Source organism: Rhodothermales bacterium (assembly GCA_039944855.1).
Classification (GTDB): Bacteria; Bacteroidota; Rhodothermia; order Rhodothermales; family JANQRZ01; genus JBBSMX01.
The window spans coordinates 469,226-485,897 of the sequence record JBDUXZ010000005.1 but is presented as its reverse complement, the minus strand read 5'-3'; the positions used below and the strand labels follow the sequence as shown (position 1 = coordinate 485,897).

Genomic DNA, 16,672 nt, shown 5'->3' with positions numbered 1-16,672 from the left:
CCTCCTTCCGTGGCTATTATGCAGCCTCGCGCTCCTGAATTGATAGTTAGGATTCCTTCCCATGCGCCTCGTCCTCCTCACCCTCTTCTTGGCCTCCGCCCCCATCGCTGGGGCGCAGGATGCAGCAGGAGGCGAACGCCTCGAGCTGGTGTTCCGAACCGAAAAGCCCCCAGAACACGCTCGTGCACCCGCCTCCCCCCATGCACAACGCCGCTCGCCCCCGCTCGCCGTCGTTTTCCTTGGCGCCGCCGCCGGCTACGGCCTCGGTTCAGCCGGAGGCTACGGAATCGGCTTAGCAGCGGACCGCTCGTTCATTGCGGAGGACATCCTTTCCGAGTACGGTCTCGTTGGGGCCTGGATCGGCAGTTCCACCGCGTCCGCCCTCGGGGCGCACCTTGCAAACGGACGGCGCGGCACGCTGTGGCTCAATGTGCTGGTGACGACGGCGGCACAAGGGCTCTACGTTTATGCCGTCGCGCAGACGCCGGCTGCTGACTACCTCTTACTCGGGACCCCGCTCGTAGGGGTAGCGACGAGCGTGACGGTCGAGCGGCTGAGCTCTCCCTGACCGGGGTCGCTGGAGCGCCACTCCGTTATTCGAACCTCGCAGGTTCGCACGCCACTCAGACTCAAGCAAAACCCGCTTCCTCTTGTTTCGGGGATCATGTCAGCGATTGACGCGCCACACGAGGACGACGGCGAAGGCGGCGAAGAGCGCGTGCGGCACCCACGCCACGACGATCGGCGCGACGGCCTCGGCGTAGCCGAACGGCTCGCTCAGCTTCTGCAGCGCGAGGTACACGAACGCGATGAACAGCCCGATCCCGAACTGCACGGCCTGCCCGCCCCGCCGCCGCATCGACGCCATGGCCACGCCGATCACGACGAGGATGAGGTTCGCCATCGGGTACGAGAACTTCCCGTAGTAGCTCACGAGCGGCCGGCCGATCCGGTCGGCGCCGGCGCGGCGGAGGCCGTCGAGGTACTCGCGCGCTTCGGGGATCGTGAGGCGCTCGGCGTCGCGCTCGGTCCGTGCGAGGTCGCGGGGGAGGACCTGGAGGGCGGTGTCGAGCGAGGCGATCTCGCGGCGGAGCGTGGTGTCGGAGCGGAAGGTGTAGAGCGTCACGTCGCGCATCCGCCACACGCCGAGCGAGTCCACCCATTTCATGTCGGAGGCGTCGAGGCGCTGGGTGAGCCGTTCGGCGCCGGGGGAGCCGTCCTCGGCTTCGAAGTCCTGCAGCGAGACGCGGTACGCCTGGGTCTCGCGCCGGTCGAAGAAGCCGACGGAGAGCACGGAGCCGGGCCGGTTCTGCCGGTGGATCTGGCTCGTCTGCGCCTGCTCGGGCGCTTTCTTGTAGTACTCCGACTGGAATTCGATCACGACCGCGTTCGTGCGCGGCACGATCCACCCGTTGAACCAGAACATGAACCCCGTGAGCGCCACCGCCACGACTAAGAACGGCACCATCAGCCGGTACAGCGAGACACCGCTGGAGTGCAGCGCCACGAGTTGCATCGACTGCGCGAGCCGGCCTGTCACGTAGATCGCCGCGAGGAAGACGGCGAGGGGGCTCGTCAAGCGGACGATCTCGGGGATGTAGTTGAGGTAGTACGTCCCGAACACTTCTGCCGTCGTCGCGCCCCGGTCCATGAAGTCGTCGACGTACTCGAGGTAGTCGAGCACGACGAAGAACACGACGAGGAGCCCAACGAGCAGGGCCGTCGCAGCGAGAAATCGGGCGATGATGTGGCGGTCGAATGTGGTCACGGGTCTTCTGTCATTGCGAGCGTAGCGAAGCAACCCCGCAGGGCTCGGCGCAGCCAATCTCCTCGAAGAGGCAGACCGTAGGAGATTGCCACGTCGCTGCGCTCCTCGCAATGACAAACTCTTCCTTGGGTTTTGATATCAGGGGCCCTTCATCACGAGGCAGCATTCGTTCATCAACAAGTGACAAAGGACGGAGGACCCATAAGCCCTGCCGTCCGTAGCTTCCCGTCTCTGGCTTTTCCTTTCCTCCTCCAAACGACGGCACCCCTGATGAAAGTCCACGAATACCAGGCGAAAGAGATTCTCGGAAACTACGGCGTCGCGGTCCAGCACGGGCGCGTCGCGGAGACCGTCGATGACGCTGTGGCAGCGGCCGAAGCCATGAAGGCGGAGGGCGTCGGGATGTGGGTCGTGAAGGCGCAGATCCACGCCGGCGGGCGCGGGAAGGGTGGCGGCGTCAAGCTCGCCAAAACCATCGACGAGGTGCGCGAGAAGGCCGAGGCCATTCTCGGGATGCAGCTCAAGACGCCGCAGACCGGCCCCGAGGGGCAGAAGGTCCGCAAAATCCTCATCACCGCCGCCGAGGACATCGCGCACGAGTACTACCTCGGCGTGACGCTCGACCGCGGGCGGCAGATGGACGTCATCATGGCCTCGACCGAGGGCGGCGTCGAGATCGAAGAGGTGGCCGAGGCCACGCCGGAGAAGATCGTGAAGGTGTGGGTTGATCCCGCGCTCGGGCTCCAGCGCTTCCAGGCGCAGTACCTCGCCCGCCAGCTCGGGTTCGAGGGCGAGCAGGCCAAGCAGGCCGCGAAGTTCGTCGTCCAGCTCTACGAGGCTTACCAGAAGAGCGATGCGACGATCGCCGAGATTAACCCGCTCGTGCTCACGGAGCAGGGCGAGGTCATCGCGCTCGACGCCAAGATCGACCTCGACGACAACGCGCTCTTCCGCCACCCCGACCTCGCGGCCATGCGCGACGACAACGAGGAGGACCCGCTCGAAGTCGAGGCCGGCAAGCACAGCCTGAACTACATCAAGCTCGACGGGAACGTCGGCTGCATGGTCAACGGCGCCGGCCTGGCGATGGGCACGATGGACCTCATCAAGCTCGCTGGCGGCGAGCCCGCCAACTTCCTCGACGTCGGCGGCACGGCGAACGCGCAGACGGTCGAGGCCGGCTTCCGCATCATCCTCAAAGACCCGAACGTCGAGGCCGTCCTCGTCAACATCTTCGGCGGGATCGTCCGGTGCGACCGCGTCGCGCGCGGCGTCGTCGAGGCGGCGAAGAACGTAGACATCCAGGTCCCGCTGATCGTTCGGTTGCAGGGCACGAACGCGGAGGAGGGGATGGAGATCATCCGCAACTCCGGCATCGAGATCGAGTCGGCGATCCAGCTCAAGGAGGCGGCCGAGAAGGTGACGGCCGCCCTCGGCAAATAAGTCCGACTCCCATCGCCATCCTGTAGGGGCGCACGGCCGTGCGCCCCTACCCATTTCTCCGCGCTGTGGAACCGGAAGCCGGCATCTCGCTCGACCGCGTCACGAAGCGCTACGGCAGCCTCACGGCCGTCGATGACGTGACGCTCGACGTGCCGCGCGGGAGCTTCTTCTCGCTCCTCGGCCCGAGCGGCTGCGGGAAGACGACGCTGCTGCGGATGGTCGCGGGCTTCGAGACGCCGGACGCCGGGCGCATCGCGATCGCCGGGCGCGACGTGACGGGCGTGCCGCCGCAGGGCCGCCCGACGGCGCTCGTCTTCCAGAACTACGCCCTCTTCCCGACGATGACGGTGGGGGAGAACGTGGCCTACGGGCTCGAAGTGAAGAAGTGGAAGCGGGCGCGCATCCGCGAGCGCGTCGCCGAGGCGCTCGGCCGCGTGGACCTCGCGGGGCTCGAGGACCGGCCGGTGAGCAAGCTCTCGGGCGGGCAGCAGCAGCGCGTCGCCCTCGCGAGGGCACTCGCCGTCGAGCCCGACGTGCTCCTCTTCGACGAGCCGCTCTCGAACCTCGACCTCGCCCTCCGCGAGCAGACGCGCCGCGAATTGAAGGACCTCCAGCGCGAACTCGGCACGACGAGCCTCTACGTCACCCACGACCAGCAAGAGGCCCTCGCGCTCTCCGACCTCATCGCGGTGATGGACCGGGGGCGGATCGTGGAGGTCGGCCCGCCGGAGACGCTCTACATCACGCCGGAGACGGCTTACGTCGCGCGCTTCCTCGGCGGGAGCAACGTGATCGAGGACGCCGCGCTCATCGCCGGGCTCGTGCCGGACGAGCCGCGCCCCGACGGCTACGTGCTCTCGGTGCGGCCGGGCGAGCTGTGGACGGCGGACGAGGAGAGCGCCGACTCCGTGCCTGCGCGCCTCCTCAGTCGGCTCTACCTCGGAGCGTACACCGAGTGGACCGTCGAGGCGCTCGGGACCGAACTGCGGGTGTGGATGCCGCCCGGCGCGCCGGTGCCGGACCCGCTCCACGTCCGCGCCTCGACGCATCACTGGGTGCGGACGTAGCCTCCGGCACCGTACCTTCCGTCTCCGCCCTCGTACAGACGCAGCATGCTGTGTCTCTACCTCGAATCTTATGGAAACGCTCCACAAAATCGACATCCGCCCCGGCCTCGACGGGCTGACGCCCGCGCGCATCGCCACACTTTACCGCCGCGCCCCGCTCCTGCGCCCGACCGGCGACCGCGCTGCGATCGGGCGGATGTTCGAGAACTCGTCGCTCGTGCTCTCGGCGTGGATGGACGACCGGCTCGTCGGCCTCGCCCGCGTCCTCACCGACGGCGTGCTGTTCTCGTTCCTCTGCGACCTCGCCGTGGAGCCGGACGTGCAGGGCTACGGGATCGGCAAAAAGCTGATTGCCGAGGTGCTGGAGCGGTGCGAGGGCACGCAACTCGTCCTGCGGGACTCGGACATCTCGGCGGGCTTCTACGAACGGCTCGGGTTCAGCCGGGTCCAGAACGGCTGGATGAAACAGCTCTGAGCCGGAATCCGGCTACTCCGTCGGCTCGGTTTCGAGGGCAACGGGGCGGATCGTGAACGGGCGCTTCGGGCGCCGGTCGGCCACGCGGAGGTGGTCGGCGACGCGGCGGACGCCGGGGAGCGCGGCGAGGTCGAGGAGCACGCGGTCGCGCTGTTCATGCGTCAGCACGTCGCCATAAACAGACACGGCGCCCTCGAACACGTAGAAGTGGAGGCCCTGCACGTCGGCCGTGCGACCGAGCTTCTCGAACGCGATGTAGACGTGGGTCGCGATCCGCCTGTCCGATTCCGTCCGATCTCGCCGCGTCTTGAGCGTAGCCATCAGCGCCCGGACGTCCGCGAGGCGGGCGTTGGGGACGCGGTCGGGCGAGGAGGAGGAGGGAGTCACAAGAGGCATGTGTGGGAAGCGAACAAAGGGCATGCCGCGCGATGAAGCGGGCGTTGAAGATAGGGGTTTCTTAACAAACACCCGCGGAGGTACGAGAAAAAAGCCTTGAAGACCCCCGCCGTTCCCCCCGAACGACGTTTACTTCTCGACTCCGTCCGGTTACCTATCCACACGGTAGGCCTATAGCCCGGCGAGCCCGTACCGGTTGCGGACGTCTTGCTTCGGCACGTCGAAGCGGAGGAGGTCGCGGAGTTGGCCGCTCTTGACGTAGATCGAGAAGCCGAACGATTTGTAGGTGCCGAACGGGATCCAGTTGAAGCTCATCTCCCAGCAGTGGAGATCGCGGAGGACGGAGAGGCTCGTCGTCGTAATCTCCTTCTCCTCGAAGTCGTAGCCCGACGTGCCGGCGACCTTCCAGTTCGGCGTGAGGCTGAAGTCGAACCGCGTGCCGAGCGTGGCCGTCCGCCGGATGCTCTGGTCACTGTTGCGGTCGAGCCGGTAGTTGAAGTCGAACGAGAGCGACCACGGGATCGCGAAGTCGACGTAGGCGAGGTCGCGGCGCCGGTAGTCGTAGGGGCGGAGGCCGGTGCCGTCGTCGAGGAGGTCGGGGTAGACGGGGACCGAGCGGCGGGGCGAGACCGTGGGGCGCTCGCCGCTCCGCCCGCTGCGGAGCGAGGTCGTCGCGGTGAGGTTCATGCTGAGGAAGCGGAGCGGCAACCCGGTCTCTTTGTAGTAGAGCCGGTCGATGTCGCGCCCGGCCTCGTTCACGGCGTAGGGCGAGTATCGGGCACCGAGGTTGAGGTTGAGCAGGTTCGCCACCTGCGTCCGGGCCGTCACATTAAACGGGGCGAGTCGGAGCGAGTCGGCGGCGAGGTCGTAGTTCGAGGCGACGTCGACGGTGAGGAGTTGGAGCGGGCGGCGTTGCACCTCGCCCGTCGAGTCGGTCCGCGCGAGGCGGGACTGGAACACGTTGCTCACGCGGAACGAGAGCGCCCGCGTCTCGCGCGCGCTGATCCCGCTCACGAGCGGGTACTCGATGACGGCGCCCGTCGAGTCGGTGTAGCTCTCGAAGTAGTCGAAGAGGCCGCCGGAGTAGTCGGGCGAGTACGAGAACCCGAGGCTGGGCCGGACGACGTGCCGGAGCCCGTCGAGCGGGCCGACGCGGACCGGGAATGTGCCGTAGAACTCGCTGCTCGCGCTGACGCCGGCCGTGACCTGCCGAATCGCGGTGAAGCCGTCGTCGTTGAATCGCTGGATGCGGCCGAGGCTGTCGTAGACGGCGACGCCGTCGTCGTCGGTGAGGACGCGCTCGGTGCGGGTGTACCAGTCCTCCTCGTAGCGGACGTTGGGCGTGAGGTTGAGCGTGAACGGCGCCTCGGTGAACGGGAACCGGGTGAGGGCGAACGACGCGCTGACGGGGACGACGTGGGAGGCGTTCGTGGTGAAGCGCGTGGCGTCGCCGGTGGCGGCGCGGTAGTCGTCGTACGAGAAGATGCCGTCGAGCCACGAGACGCCGTCGCTGCCCGCGAGCGAGGTGTCGGGGGCGAAGCTGTACGTGTTCTGGAGCGTGCCGGAGTAGGAGTAGCTCACGCGCTCGTACCACCGCTGCGTGACGGCGCTGGAGCCGGCGCGGCGCAGCGGGAAGCGCTCGCTCTGGCGGAACGAGAGCGAGGGGAACGTGAGGTCGGCGCGGCCCGACGAGAGGTTCTGGCTCTGGCGGAGGTCGGCCGAGAGCGAGCGCCCGCTGCCGCGCCAGCTCTTCTGGAAGCGGATGGACGACTGCGTCGTCTGCGTCACGCGGTCGTTGAAGTCGTCGGAGATCGCGCGGAGGTAGCCCGTCGAGGCGAGGTTGACGTTCCCGTTGAGGCTGGCCGACGGGCCGAGCTGCTGCTGGTGCGTCCAGCCGATTTTGACGTTCGTTTGCACGCTCGCCGTCGGGTCCTGCGACTCGCCGCGCCGCAGCCGGGCGTAGCCGAGGTCGAGCGAGCCGGAGTAGGCGTAGCGCTTTGTGTAGCGGTAGAACGGGCTTACCTCGAAGCTCCCCTTCGACCACAGCGCGCCGCGCAACTGAAGGTCCATGTAGTCGGAGATCGCCCAGTACCAGCCAAGGTCGCGGAGGTAGAACCCGAGGTCGGGGTCCTCGCCGTAAGTCGGCGGGAGCGGCCCGCTGCGGCGGCCTTCGGCGGCGGGGAAGAACCCGAACGGGAGCCACAGCGGCGTCGGGATGCCGAGGAGGTAGAGCCGCGCGGGACCGGTGTAGACCCACTCCTGATCGACGATCTTCATCTCGCCCGCGCGGAGCCCGTAGTGCGGGTGGTCCAGCTCGCACGTCGTGTACGTCGCGTCCTCGGCGTAGACGACGCGCTCGCTCGCCTGCTTCACGACGCCGCCAAGGAGGTACCCGTCCTCGATCACCGTCCGCGCACCGACGATGCGGCCCCGCCCCGTCGAGAGGTTGTACGCCACCTCGCGCCCCGTCAGCGACTCGCTCCCGCGCACGAAGCTCGGCTGCCCGACGAGCCCGGTGTCGGAGGGGACGCCGCGCGCCCGTAACTCCTCGCGCCCGAACAGCAGGTCGATCTCTGACGCCGTGAGCGTGGCGTCGTCGTAGTCCACGTTCGCCTCCCCGAAGAGCGTGCCGAGGTCGCCGTCGGTGTCGCCCTCATCGGCGAAGACGATGACGAGCGAGTCGCGGGCCGCGAACGTGATCGGCTGGTCGAGCCCTTCGCCGTCGCCGCGCGGCTGGGGCTGCGCCCGCCGGGGGAAGCCGACCGTTGCCACGGTGTCGATCGGGACGACGGCCAGCGAATCGGTCGGCGCCAAGAGCGTATCGGCCGGGACGACGAGCGTATCCGCCACGACGCCGAGCGAATCGACAGGGACGGCGAGCGTGTCCGCGCCCTGCGCGTGCGCCGGGGCGGCGATGAGCAGCGCGGCCAGCAGCGGGCCGAGGAGGAAGGGGAAGCGGGCGGGCAAACGTCGGCGTGGTGGGGGAGACAGAGAGCCGGAGCGAACGCGCCTAGCGTAACACACCGCGTGCCGCAGCACAAGCCTTAACGCCGTCCTCACACCGCGCGCCGACGCCGTTCGGTCGGCGCGGCTTAGGAAAACCCCTCGCCGAAGACGAGCCGCGCCGCGCCGAGGATGCCGACCTCGTTGCCCCGCCGCTCGCGCACGATCTCGAGGCCGTCCTGCATCCCCGGCATCACCGCCTGCCGCAGTGCCAGCCGCGCCGGCTCCAGCAGGTAGTCGCCCGCCGCCGAGATCCCGCCGCCGACGACGACCTTGCGGATGTCGAGGAGGTTCACGGCCGAGCCGAGGGAGTAGCCCAGCTTGTGCCCGGCCCACGCGAGCATGTCGCGCGCGGCGTCGTCGCCCTGCTCGGCGGCGTCGTAGAGCATCTTCGGCGTGAGGTCGACGAGGTCGGGGCCGGCCATCTCGCGGAGGATCGTGGTGCGCGTGAGCAGGCGGAAGCGGGCGTGATGCGAGAGGAAGTTCAGGCCGAGGTACGCCTCGATAGCCCCGGCGATGCCGCTCCGCGCGTACGGCCCCTCGTAGTCGATGGACATGTGGCCGAGCTCGCCCGCGCCCCCCGTCGTGCCGCGGAACAGCCGCTTCTCGTGGATGATGGCGCCGCCGACGCCGGTCCCGAGCGTGACCATGATGAACGAGTCGAACGCCTGCCCCGCGCCCCAGAACGCCGAGCCGAGCCCCGCCACGTTCGCGTCGTTGTCGACGACGACCGGACCGGGGACGGCGCCCGCGAGCGAGGCCGTGAGGTTCACCGTGTTCCAGCCGGGGAAGTTCGGCGGCTTCGTGATCGTCGTCCGGTCCAGCGAGACGTTGCCAGGCGAGCCGATGCCGACGCCGAGGACGCTCTGGCCGTCGGGCAGATACGCGAGGGCTTCCCGCACGGCGGTCACGATCCGGGTCAGCACGTGCTCCGGTCCGCGCAACGCCTGCGTCTCGACGCGCGCCTGGTGGACGATCGTGCCCTCGTCGTCCACCAGGCCGGCCTTGATGCTCGTCCCGCCGAGGTCGATCCCAACTGCGTACTGATGCACCATGGAGAGGAGGGTTGGAGGGTGGGGGCGCTGAACCGGACCCGCGAATCCGGTCGCCGACTCGCTACTCGCCGTCGGGCTCGCCGACGGGGTAGACGGTCTCCCCGGGTCGGCGCATCCCGTACTGCTCACGCGCGACCTCCTCCACGAGCTCGTCCGAGAGCCCAGCACCGACCTGCTGCTGGAGCCGGTCGATATCGGTCTGGATCTGGGCGTTCTCCTCGGAGAGCGCGCGGTAGTCGGCGTAGTACTCGACGCGGCGGAGGAGGCTGTGGCTGTCGAGGAACATGAGCCACACGCCCGCCAGGGCGATGCCGACGAGCAGCAGCCGACGCCGGAGCTGCGGGCGGGCGAAGACCTGTTGGAGTCGGTTCGGCATGGTGGCTCAGCGAGAGGGCGGCGGGGCGGTTAAAATAGGAACGCGGCCGGGCCGGGGTAGAACGCGGCGTCGTCGAGCGCTTCCTCGATGCGGAGGAGCTGGTTGTACTTCGCCGTCCGGTCGCTGCGGCTGGCCGAGCCCGTCTTGATCTGGCCCGCGCCCGTCGCCACGGCGAGGTCGGCGATCGTCGTGTCCTCGGTCTCGCCCGAGCGGTGGGACAGGATCGAGGCGTAGCTGCTCCGGTGCGCGAGGTCGATCGCGTCGAGCGTCTCGGTGAGCGTGCCGATCTGGTTCGGCTTGATGAGGATCGCGTTCGCCGCGCCCTCGTCGATCCCCCGCGTCAGTCGCTCCGTGTTCGTCACGAAGAGGTCGTCGCCGACGAGCTGCACGCGGTCGCCGACGGCTTCGGTGAGGCCGACCCACCCGTCCCAGTCATTCTCGTCCATCGCGTCCTCGATCGAGATGATGGGGTACTCCTCGACCCAGCCGCGCCAGAACTCGACCATCTCCTCGCTCGTGAGCTTCCGGTCGGGGTCGCTCTTGTAGAAGACGTAGCGGCCGTCCTCGTACATCTCGCTCGTGGCGGGGTCGAGGGCGATGAAGAGGTCGTCGCCGGCCGTGTAGCCCGCTCGCTCGATGGCTTCGAGGATGACTTCGATGGCCTCCTCGTTCGAGCGGAGGTTCGGCGCGAACCCGCCCTCGTCGCCGACGGCGGTGTTGTAGCCCTTCGCTTGCAGCACCTTCTTGAGGTGATGGAACGTCTCCGTCCCCATCTGCAGCGCCTCGGAGAACATCGTCGCGCCGACGGGCATGATCATGAACTCCTGCATGTCCACGTTGTTGTCGGCGTGGCGGCCGCCGTTGATGATGTTCATCATCGGGACGGGCAGCTTCCGCGCCGTCGGGCCGCCGAGGTAGGCGTAGAGCGGGAGGCCGGCCGTGGCCGCCGCCGCCTTCGCCACGGCGAGCGAGACGCCGAGGATCGCGTTCGCGCCGAGGTTGCTCTTGTTCGCCGTCCCGTCGAGGTCGATCATCAGCCGGTCGATCCGGGTCTGCTCGTAGACGTTCATCCCCTCCAACTCCGGCCCGATCGTATCGATCACGTTGTCGACGGCCTCGTAGACGCTCTTGCCGAGGTACGACTCGGCGTCGCCGTCGCGGAGCTCGGCGGCCTCGTGCTCGCCGGTGGAGGCGCCGCTCGGGACGGCGGCGCGGCCCATCAGCCCTCCGGTGGTGGTGACGTCGACCTCGACGGTGGGGTTGCCCCGGCTGTCGAGGATCTGGCGGGCGATGACGGACTGGATGCGGGACATGAAGGTCGGGGATAGGGGCTGGGGAGGGCTGACGCTAAAGCTACGACAGCGGCGGCAATCAACACCGGCGGTGTTCGGCGTGTCGGCGTGTGGGGCGGGCCCTGTGCCTATCGGCCGGGCGACGATGGGCGTCGCCGTTCCGTCAGTTCGTGAGGCTGCGGATCGGGGCGGGGATGCGCCCGCCGCGCCGGACGAAGACGGAGTTGTCGAGCCCACTCACCGGCATCACGGGGGCGCGACCGAGGAGCCCACCGTAGTCGGCGTACTCGCCGACGCCCTTGCCGTGGACGGGGATCAGCCGCACCGCCGTCGTCTTGTCGTTGATCATCCCGATCGCGAACTCGTCGAAGAGAATCCCGGCGACGGTCTCGACGGAGGTGTCACCGGGGATCGCGACCATGTCGAGCCCGACGGAGCAGATCGCGCTCATCGCTTCGAGCTTCTCGATCGTGAGGTGCCCGCCCTCGACGGCCGCGATCATCCCCTGGTCCTCGCTGACGGGCATGAACGCGCCGCTGAGCCCGCCGACGTGTCGCGCCGCCATCAGCCCGCCGCGCTTGACAGCCTCGTTAAGCATCGCGAGCGCCGCCGTCGTTCCCGGCGCGCCGACGTATTCGAGCCCCATCGCCACGAGGATGTCGGCGATCGAGTCGCGCTCGGCTGGCGTCGGCGCGAGCGAGATGTCGACGACGCCGAACTCGATGGGTTCGCCGACGAGCTCCGACAAGCGCTCGGCGCAGCGGCGGCCGACGAGCTCGCCCGCCCGCGTGATGCGGAACGTCATCCGTTTGATGGCGTCGGTGAGCGTCCCGAAGTCGGCGTCGGGCCCAACGTTCTGCACGGCGCGGAGGACGACCCCGGGGCCGGAGAGGCCGACGTTGATGACGGCGCCGGGCTCGCCGACACCGTGGAAGGCGCCGGCCACGAAGGGGTTGTCCTGCACGGCGTTGCAGAAGGCGACGAACTTGCCGCAGCCGATCGAGTCGGCGTCGGCGGTGAGGCGGGCGAGCTCTTTGATCGTGTGCGCGACGTGGAGCACGGCGTCGGCGTTGATGCCGGCCTTCGTCGAGCCGCAGTTGACCGAGCCACAGACGTGCGACGTGGAGGCGAGCGCCTCGGGCAGCGACTCGATGAGCGCGCGGTCGCCGGGCGTGTAGCCTTTCTCGACGAGCGCGCTGAACCCGGCGAGGTAGTCCACGCCGACGCGCGCGGCGGCCTCGTCGAGCCCCTGAGCGAGCGAGACGAACTCGCTCACGCTCAGCCCGTCCCCGATGATGGCGACGGGCGTGACCGAAATCCGCTTGTTCGCCACGCGGACGCCGTAGCGCGACGAGATCTCATCCACGACGCCGATGTGGTGCTCGGCTTGCCGGAGCACGCGGTCGACGATCTTCTGCCGCGTCGTCTCGGCGGACCGGCTGCCGCAGCCGCGCAGCGAGATGCCGAGCGTGACCGTGCGGATGTCGAACTGGTCCGCCTCGGTCATCTGGACCGTTTCGAGGACTTCGCGTAACTCTAAGGACATGGGGTTGGGGGTCGGGGGTCGGGAGTCAGGGGTCGGGAGTCAAGGGCGATGGACACCCGACGCTCGACTCATGACGCTCGACTCACGGTCGGTGCATCGCGTAGAACAGTTCCTCGTGCTGGACGAGCGTGCGGACGCCGAGGCGCTCGCTGGGGCCGTTGAGCCGGCGCTGGACCTCGTGCGGACTGAGCCCGGAGGCCGAGAGGTCGGCGAGGAGGATGAGCGTGAAGTAGCCCTGCAGGATCTTCTGTGAGAGGTCGAGGATGTTCACGCCGCACTGGAACAGCTCGGTCGTGAGCGCGGCGAGGATGCCGGGCTGGTCGCAGCCGTACGAGGTCACGATGATGCGTCCGCTGATCGGCCCCTCGCCGATCGTGGGCGAGGCCGGCGGGGTGACGGGCTGCCCGTTCTGGGCGCTGAGCGTGGCGCGGGCGACGGCCTCGACCTGGGCCGGCGTGGCGTCGGGGCCGAGCGCGGCGGCGATGCGTTCGATGAGGGCGCGGAGATCCTGAGGCATGGGGAGCGAGAGGTCGGGAGGAGCGAGCGGACGAAGTTACGGCACGCGCCCGGCCCTTACACCCCCGCCGAAGACCTGTGCGCTTTACGGATCCCTCCCCGGCCGCGCGGGGTAGCAAGCCGTCGATTCCGAGTCGTCCCCCTCTCCGCTCTCCGTCCGCTGCTCCGTCCCCCATCAGCGACCGCGAAGCAGCGGCGCAGCCAATCGCCCAACCACCCAGAGTCTCATGCCCGAAGCCCGCGTTGCCTCCGTCCACGACCTCGCCGACGGCGAGATGATGACCGTCACCGTCGGCGATACCGACGTGCTCCTCTCCTGCGTCGATGGCACGTTTTACGCGTGCGGCGCCCACTGCACGCACTACGGCGCGCCGCTCGCCGACGGCGTGCTCCACGGCACGACCGTCACCTGCCCGTGGCACCACGCGCAGTTCGACGTGACCGACGGCGCGCTCCGCGATTTCCCCGCGCTCGACGCGCTCCGCCGCTACCGCGCCCGCGTCGAAGGCGAGGACGTGTTCGTCTTCGTTCCCGACGACGCCGAGGAGACGCCGAAGGGCGCGTCGTACCGCGAGAGCGGCGGCCGCCCGCCGGACATGGCCGACCGGGATGTCGACGCGCAGCCGCAGACGTTCGTGATCGTCGGCGGTGGGGCGGCGGGGGAGGTCGCGGCCGAGACGCTGCGCGAGGCGGGCTTCGCGGGCCGCGTCGTCGTCGTCACGCAGGAGGACGCAGCACCGTACGACCGGACGGCGCTGAGCAAAGGCTACCTCGGCGGAAAGTCGGGCGACGACGCGCTCCCGCTCCGCGACGCCGATTTCTACGAGCGGCACGGGATCGAACTCCTGCGCGGCCACACGGTCACCAAGCTCGACGCCGACGCGAAGACGATCCACTTCGAGGACGCCGAGCCGCTGAAGTACGACCGCGTGCTCGTCGCGACGGGCGGCACGCCGCGACGGCTCGATGTGCCCGGCGGCGACCTCGACGGCGTGGTCACGCTCCGGCTGTGGAGCGATGCCGAGCGCGTCGTCGGCCAGGCCGAAGGGGCGGAGCGTGTCGTCGTCGTCGGCTCCAGCTTTATCGGGATGGAGGCGGCGGCGAACCTCACCGGGCGCGGGCTCGACGTGACCGTCGTCTCGCGGGACGCGGTGCCGTTCGAGGCCGTGCTCGGCGACGAGGTCGGCGGGTTCTTCCAGCGGCTCCACGAGGCGAACGGCGTCACATTCCGCCTGGGCACCGACGTCGAGCACATCGAACGGGGCGACAACGGCCTCACCGTGACGCTGACGGACGGCGACCCGGTCCACGCCGACTTCGTGCTCGTCGGGATCGGCGTGACGCCGGTGACCGACTTCGTCCACGGCGTCACGAAAGAAGACGGCGGCGGCCTCGTCGTAGACGCCCACCTCGCAGCCGGCGACGACGTGTTCGCGGCGGGCGACATCGCCCACTTCCCCGACCCGCGCACCGGCGAGCGCGTCCGCATCGAGCACTGGCGGCTCGCGCAGCAGCACGGCCGCGTCGCCGCGCAGAACATGGCTGGGCAGTCCACACGCTACGACGGCGTGCCGTTCTTCTGGTCCGGGCAGTTCGGTGCGAGCCTCCGCTACGTCGGCCACGCCGAAGGCTGGGACGAGGTGTTCATCGACGGCAGCATCGACGAGAAACGGTTCATCGCGTACTACCTCCGCGGCGATGACGTGCTCGCCGCCGCCGGCGTCGGCCGCGACCGGGCGATGGCGGCGCTCCACGCCCTCATGCTCTCGGGGAAGACGCCGACCGCGTCGGAAGTGAAGAAGGACGTGGACCTGCTCGCTCGGCTGACGTCGTAAGCGTGCGCGCAAGAAGTACGAACAAGGGCCGCCGCGCACGATGCACGGCGGCCCTCTGTGTTGGGGTCCGGTGGGGCTACTTCGTCAGCGCCGTGCGGTAGACCTGACGGCCCTGCTGGCCCGCGCGCTGAAGCGTGAGGATGAACGTCTCGCCTTCGCCGATCCGGCCGTAGATGCGCTCGAAGTCGGCGAGGCTCGTCACACTCTCACCGCTGATGCTGACGATGAGGTCACCCTCGCGGATGTTCGCGTCGCGGAACGCCTCCGTGCCGCGCTCCACGCCCGTCACGAGGACGCCCTCCGCGTTGGATTCGTAGCCGAACTGCTCGGCCTGGCGGGCGGTGAGCGCACCGAGCGTCATGCCGAGCACGTCCATCTCCTTCTGGCCGTTGTCGCCGCTCGGCTTGCGGTCGCGGCGCGGCCGGTTCGCGGCCTGCTCGTCCTCTACGCGCGCGCCAAGCGTGACCGTCGTCGTGAGGCGGTCCTCGCCCCGGAGGTACGTCAGCCGGAGCTCGTCGCCGGGCCGCCGGTTCGCCACGATCGAGAGGAGGTCGCTGCTGTTGCGGAGCTCGTTGCCGTCGACGGAGACGATCACGTCGCCCGCTTCGATCCCGGCGTCGTCTGCCGCACTGCCGTCCTGCACGGACGAAACCTGGGCCGAGCCCACGGGCACGTCGAGGGCCCGGGCGTAGGACTGCGAGATGGCGCCGAACGAGACGCCGAGGAAGCCGCGCTCGACCTCGCCCGTCTCGATGAGCTGGCCGACCACGTTCTCGACGATGTCGACGGGGATGGCGAAGCCGATGCCCTGGAAGCCGCCTGTCCGCGTCGCGATCGCCGTGTTGATCCCGATGAGCTGGCCGCGGAGGTTCACGAGCGGGCCGCCCGAGTTGCCGGGGTTGATCGAGGCGTCGGTCTGGATGAAGTTCTCGAGCTGGTTGATCTGCTGGCTCCGCCCGAGCGCCGAGATGATCCCGGCCGTGACCGTGTTCGAGAGCGACTGCTGGAGCGGGCTGCCGACGGCGATCACCCACTGCCCGACGCGGAGCCGCTCGGCCTCGCCGAAGCCGAGGTACGGGAGCTGCTCGGCGTCGACCTTGATCACGGCGAGGTCGGCGAAGGGGTCGGTCCCCACAATCTCGCCGACGAGCTCGGTCCCGTCGAAGAAATGGACGAGCACCTCGTCGGCGTTTTCCACGACGTGGTTGTTCGTGACGATGAAGCCGTTCGGGCGGACGATCGCGCCGGAGCCGAGGGCCGAGCGCGGGATGACCTGGCTGCCATTCCCCTGCCCGCCTCCGCCGAAGAACTGCTCGAAGGGCGTGCCCTCGAACGGGTTGCCCATCTCAGACTGGGCCACGTTCTGCGTGGTGGAGATGGACACGACGGCGGGGTTGACGGCTTCGGCGACCGCGGCGAAGGCCTCGCCGAGTTCGGTAGCGGTCTCGATCCCCTGCGATACGTCGCCGCGGACGGCGGGGGCCTGCTGCGCCTCGGCGTTGCCGAAGAGGCCGCCGTCGAAGAGGGCGCCGCTGGAGGTGACGAAGAAGATGCCCGCGATGAACGCGGCGATGACGAGAAGCGCAACGGGGAGCTTGCGGGTGGCGCTCGTGCTCATGACTGTAGGGGTCGGTTCGTGAAGAGGTCTATCGGAGGGCGGGGTGGGGTCCTACGCGCGGTCGAACGGATCGTGTCCCGGAAAGGGGATGCCCTCGGCGCATCCACCGAAAAAACATGCAGCGCGCCCGAGGACACGCTGCATGACCCGCCGGGCGGGTTTTGTTCGGAGGGTGCGGGGCCTTAACGCCGTCGGGCGCGGATCTAGTATTTCGAGGCGTGCAGGTTTTTTAGCAGGCGATGCGCCAACCTGTAGAGACGCAGCATACTGCGTCTCTACGCA

The 16,672-nt window shown here is 69.0% G+C and carries 14 protein-coding genes; 5 read left to right on the top strand and 9 right to left on the bottom strand.

Features of this window, described 5'->3' with window-relative positions; all coding sequences use genetic code 11:
- Positions 1-61 precede the first annotated feature (61 nt).
- A complete protein-coding gene (locus tag ABJF88_04645; GenBank protein MEP0546198.1) occupies positions 62-568 on the top strand; it encodes a hypothetical protein in 507 nt (168 codons plus the stop codon).
- Between the two features lie 99 nt (positions 569-667).
- Here ABJF88_04645 and ABJF88_04640 read toward each other — a convergent pair whose 3' ends face one another.
- Complete coding sequence (locus ABJF88_04640; protein ID MEP0546197.1) at positions 668-1,768, bottom strand: LptF/LptG family permease; 1,101 nt, start codon at positions 1,766-1,768, stop codon at positions 668-670.
- Positions 1,769-2,038: 270 nt separating this feature from the next.
- On the opposite strand from ABJF88_04640, the gene sucC reads away from it, so the two are divergent.
- The 3 genes from sucC to ABJF88_04625 all read left to right on the top strand — a co-directional run bounded on the left by sucC (position 2,039) and on the right by ABJF88_04625 (position 4,753).
- The gene (sucC, locus tag ABJF88_04635) at positions 2,039-3,211 is read left to right on the top strand and encodes an ADP-forming succinate--CoA ligase subunit beta (GenBank protein ID MEP0546196.1); all 1,173 of its coding nucleotides are present in this window, start codon (positions 2,039-2,041) and stop codon (positions 3,209-3,211) included.
- Between the two features lie 65 nt (positions 3,212-3,276).
- Positions 3,277-4,278, top strand: coding sequence for an ABC transporter ATP-binding protein (locus tag ABJF88_04630; GenBank protein MEP0546195.1), 1,002 nt, complete (start codon positions 3,277-3,279; stop codon positions 4,276-4,278).
- 70 nt (positions 4,279-4,348) lie between these two features.
- Entirely contained in the window at positions 4,349-4,753 is a 405-nt protein-coding gene (locus tag ABJF88_04625) for a GNAT family N-acetyltransferase (protein MEP0546194.1), read from the top strand.
- A gap of 12 nt (positions 4,754-4,765) precedes the next feature.
- On the opposite strand, the gene ABJF88_04620 is transcribed toward ABJF88_04625, so the two are convergent.
- The 7 genes from ABJF88_04620 to ABJF88_04590 form a co-directional block, all read right to left on the bottom strand.
- Positions 4,766-5,140 (bottom strand): BON domain-containing protein, encoded by a 375-nt coding sequence (locus ABJF88_04620; GenBank protein MEP0546193.1) that lies wholly within the window; start codon positions 5,138-5,140, stop codon positions 4,766-4,768.
- A 180-nt stretch (positions 5,141-5,320) separates the two neighbouring features.
- A complete protein-coding gene (locus ABJF88_04615) occupies positions 5,321-8,116 on the bottom strand; it encodes a putative LPS assembly protein LptD (GenBank protein MEP0546192.1) in 2,796 nt (931 codons plus the stop codon).
- A gap of 125 nt (positions 8,117-8,241) precedes the next feature.
- The gene (locus tag ABJF88_04610; GenBank protein ID MEP0546191.1) at positions 8,242-9,207 is read right to left on the bottom strand and encodes an ROK family protein; all 966 of its coding nucleotides are present in this window, start codon (positions 9,205-9,207) and stop codon (positions 8,242-8,244) included.
- 61 nt (positions 9,208-9,268) lie between these two features.
- Positions 9,269-9,583, bottom strand: a complete 315-nt coding sequence (locus ABJF88_04605; protein MEP0546190.1) for a septum formation initiator family protein — start codon at positions 9,581-9,583, stop codon at positions 9,269-9,271.
- 29 nt (positions 9,584-9,612) lie between these two features.
- On the bottom strand, positions 9,613-10,896 hold the full coding sequence (gene eno / locus ABJF88_04600; protein MEP0546189.1) for a phosphopyruvate hydratase: 1,284 nt from the start codon (positions 10,894-10,896) through the stop codon (positions 9,613-9,615).
- Between the two features lie 142 nt (positions 10,897-11,038).
- The gene (locus ABJF88_04595) at positions 11,039-12,421 is read right to left on the bottom strand and encodes a PFL family protein (protein ID MEP0546188.1); all 1,383 of its coding nucleotides are present in this window, start codon (positions 12,419-12,421) and stop codon (positions 11,039-11,041) included.
- Between the two features lie 82 nt (positions 12,422-12,503).
- Positions 12,504-12,938, bottom strand: a complete 435-nt coding sequence (locus ABJF88_04590; protein ID MEP0546187.1) for an ACT domain-containing protein — start codon at positions 12,936-12,938, stop codon at positions 12,504-12,506.
- Between the two features lie 226 nt (positions 12,939-13,164).
- Between ABJF88_04590 and ABJF88_04585 the strand changes: the two genes are divergently transcribed.
- Entirely contained in the window at positions 13,165-14,772 is a 1,608-nt protein-coding gene (locus tag ABJF88_04585; GenBank protein ID MEP0546186.1) for an FAD-dependent oxidoreductase, read from the top strand.
- A 76-nt stretch (positions 14,773-14,848) separates the two neighbouring features.
- Here the strand turns inward: ABJF88_04585 and ABJF88_04580 are convergent, their stop codons facing one another.
- Positions 14,849-16,390 (bottom strand): Do family serine endopeptidase, encoded by a 1,542-nt coding sequence (locus ABJF88_04580; protein MEP0546185.1) that lies wholly within the window; start codon positions 16,388-16,390, stop codon positions 14,849-14,851.
- Positions 16,391-16,672: the final 282 nt, after the last annotated feature.

What these genes read in the sequence shown, in the direction of transcription:
- ABJF88_04605 (MEP0546190.1), bottom strand. Translation starts at nt 9,583, where the DNA reads ATGCCGAACCGACTCCAACAGGTCTTCGCCCGCCCGCAGCTCCGGCGT.
- eno (MEP0546189.1), bottom strand. Translation starts at nt 10,896, where the DNA reads ATGTCCCGCATCCAGTCCGTCATCGCCCGCCAGATCCTCGACAGCCGG.
- ABJF88_04590 (MEP0546187.1), bottom strand. Translation starts at nt 12,938, where the DNA reads ATGCCTCAGGATCTCCGCGCCCTCATCGAACGCATCGCCGCCGCGCTC.
- sucC (MEP0546196.1), top strand. Translation starts at nt 2,039, where the DNA reads ATGAAAGTCCACGAATACCAGGCGAAAGAGATTCTCGGAAACTACGGC.
- ABJF88_04625 (MEP0546194.1), top strand. Translation starts at nt 4,349, where the DNA reads ATGGAAACGCTCCACAAAATCGACATCCGCCCCGGCCTCGACGGGCTG.
- ABJF88_04610 (MEP0546191.1), bottom strand. Translation starts at nt 9,207, where the DNA reads ATGGTGCATCAGTACGCAGTTGGGATCGACCTCGGCGGGACGAGCATC.
- ABJF88_04585 (MEP0546186.1), top strand. Translation starts at nt 13,165, where the DNA reads ATGCCCGAAGCCCGCGTTGCCTCCGTCCACGACCTCGCCGACGGCGAG.
- ABJF88_04595 (MEP0546188.1), bottom strand. Translation starts at nt 12,421, where the DNA reads ATGTCCTTAGAGTTACGCGAAGTCCTCGAAACGGTCCAGATGACCGAG.
- ABJF88_04645 (MEP0546198.1), top strand. Translation starts at nt 62, where the DNA reads ATGCGCCTCGTCCTCCTCACCCTCTTCTTGGCCTCCGCCCCCATCGCT.
- ABJF88_04580 (MEP0546185.1), bottom strand. Translation starts at nt 16,390, where the DNA reads ATGAGCACGAGCGCCACCCGCAAGCTCCCCGTTGCGCTTCTCGTCATC.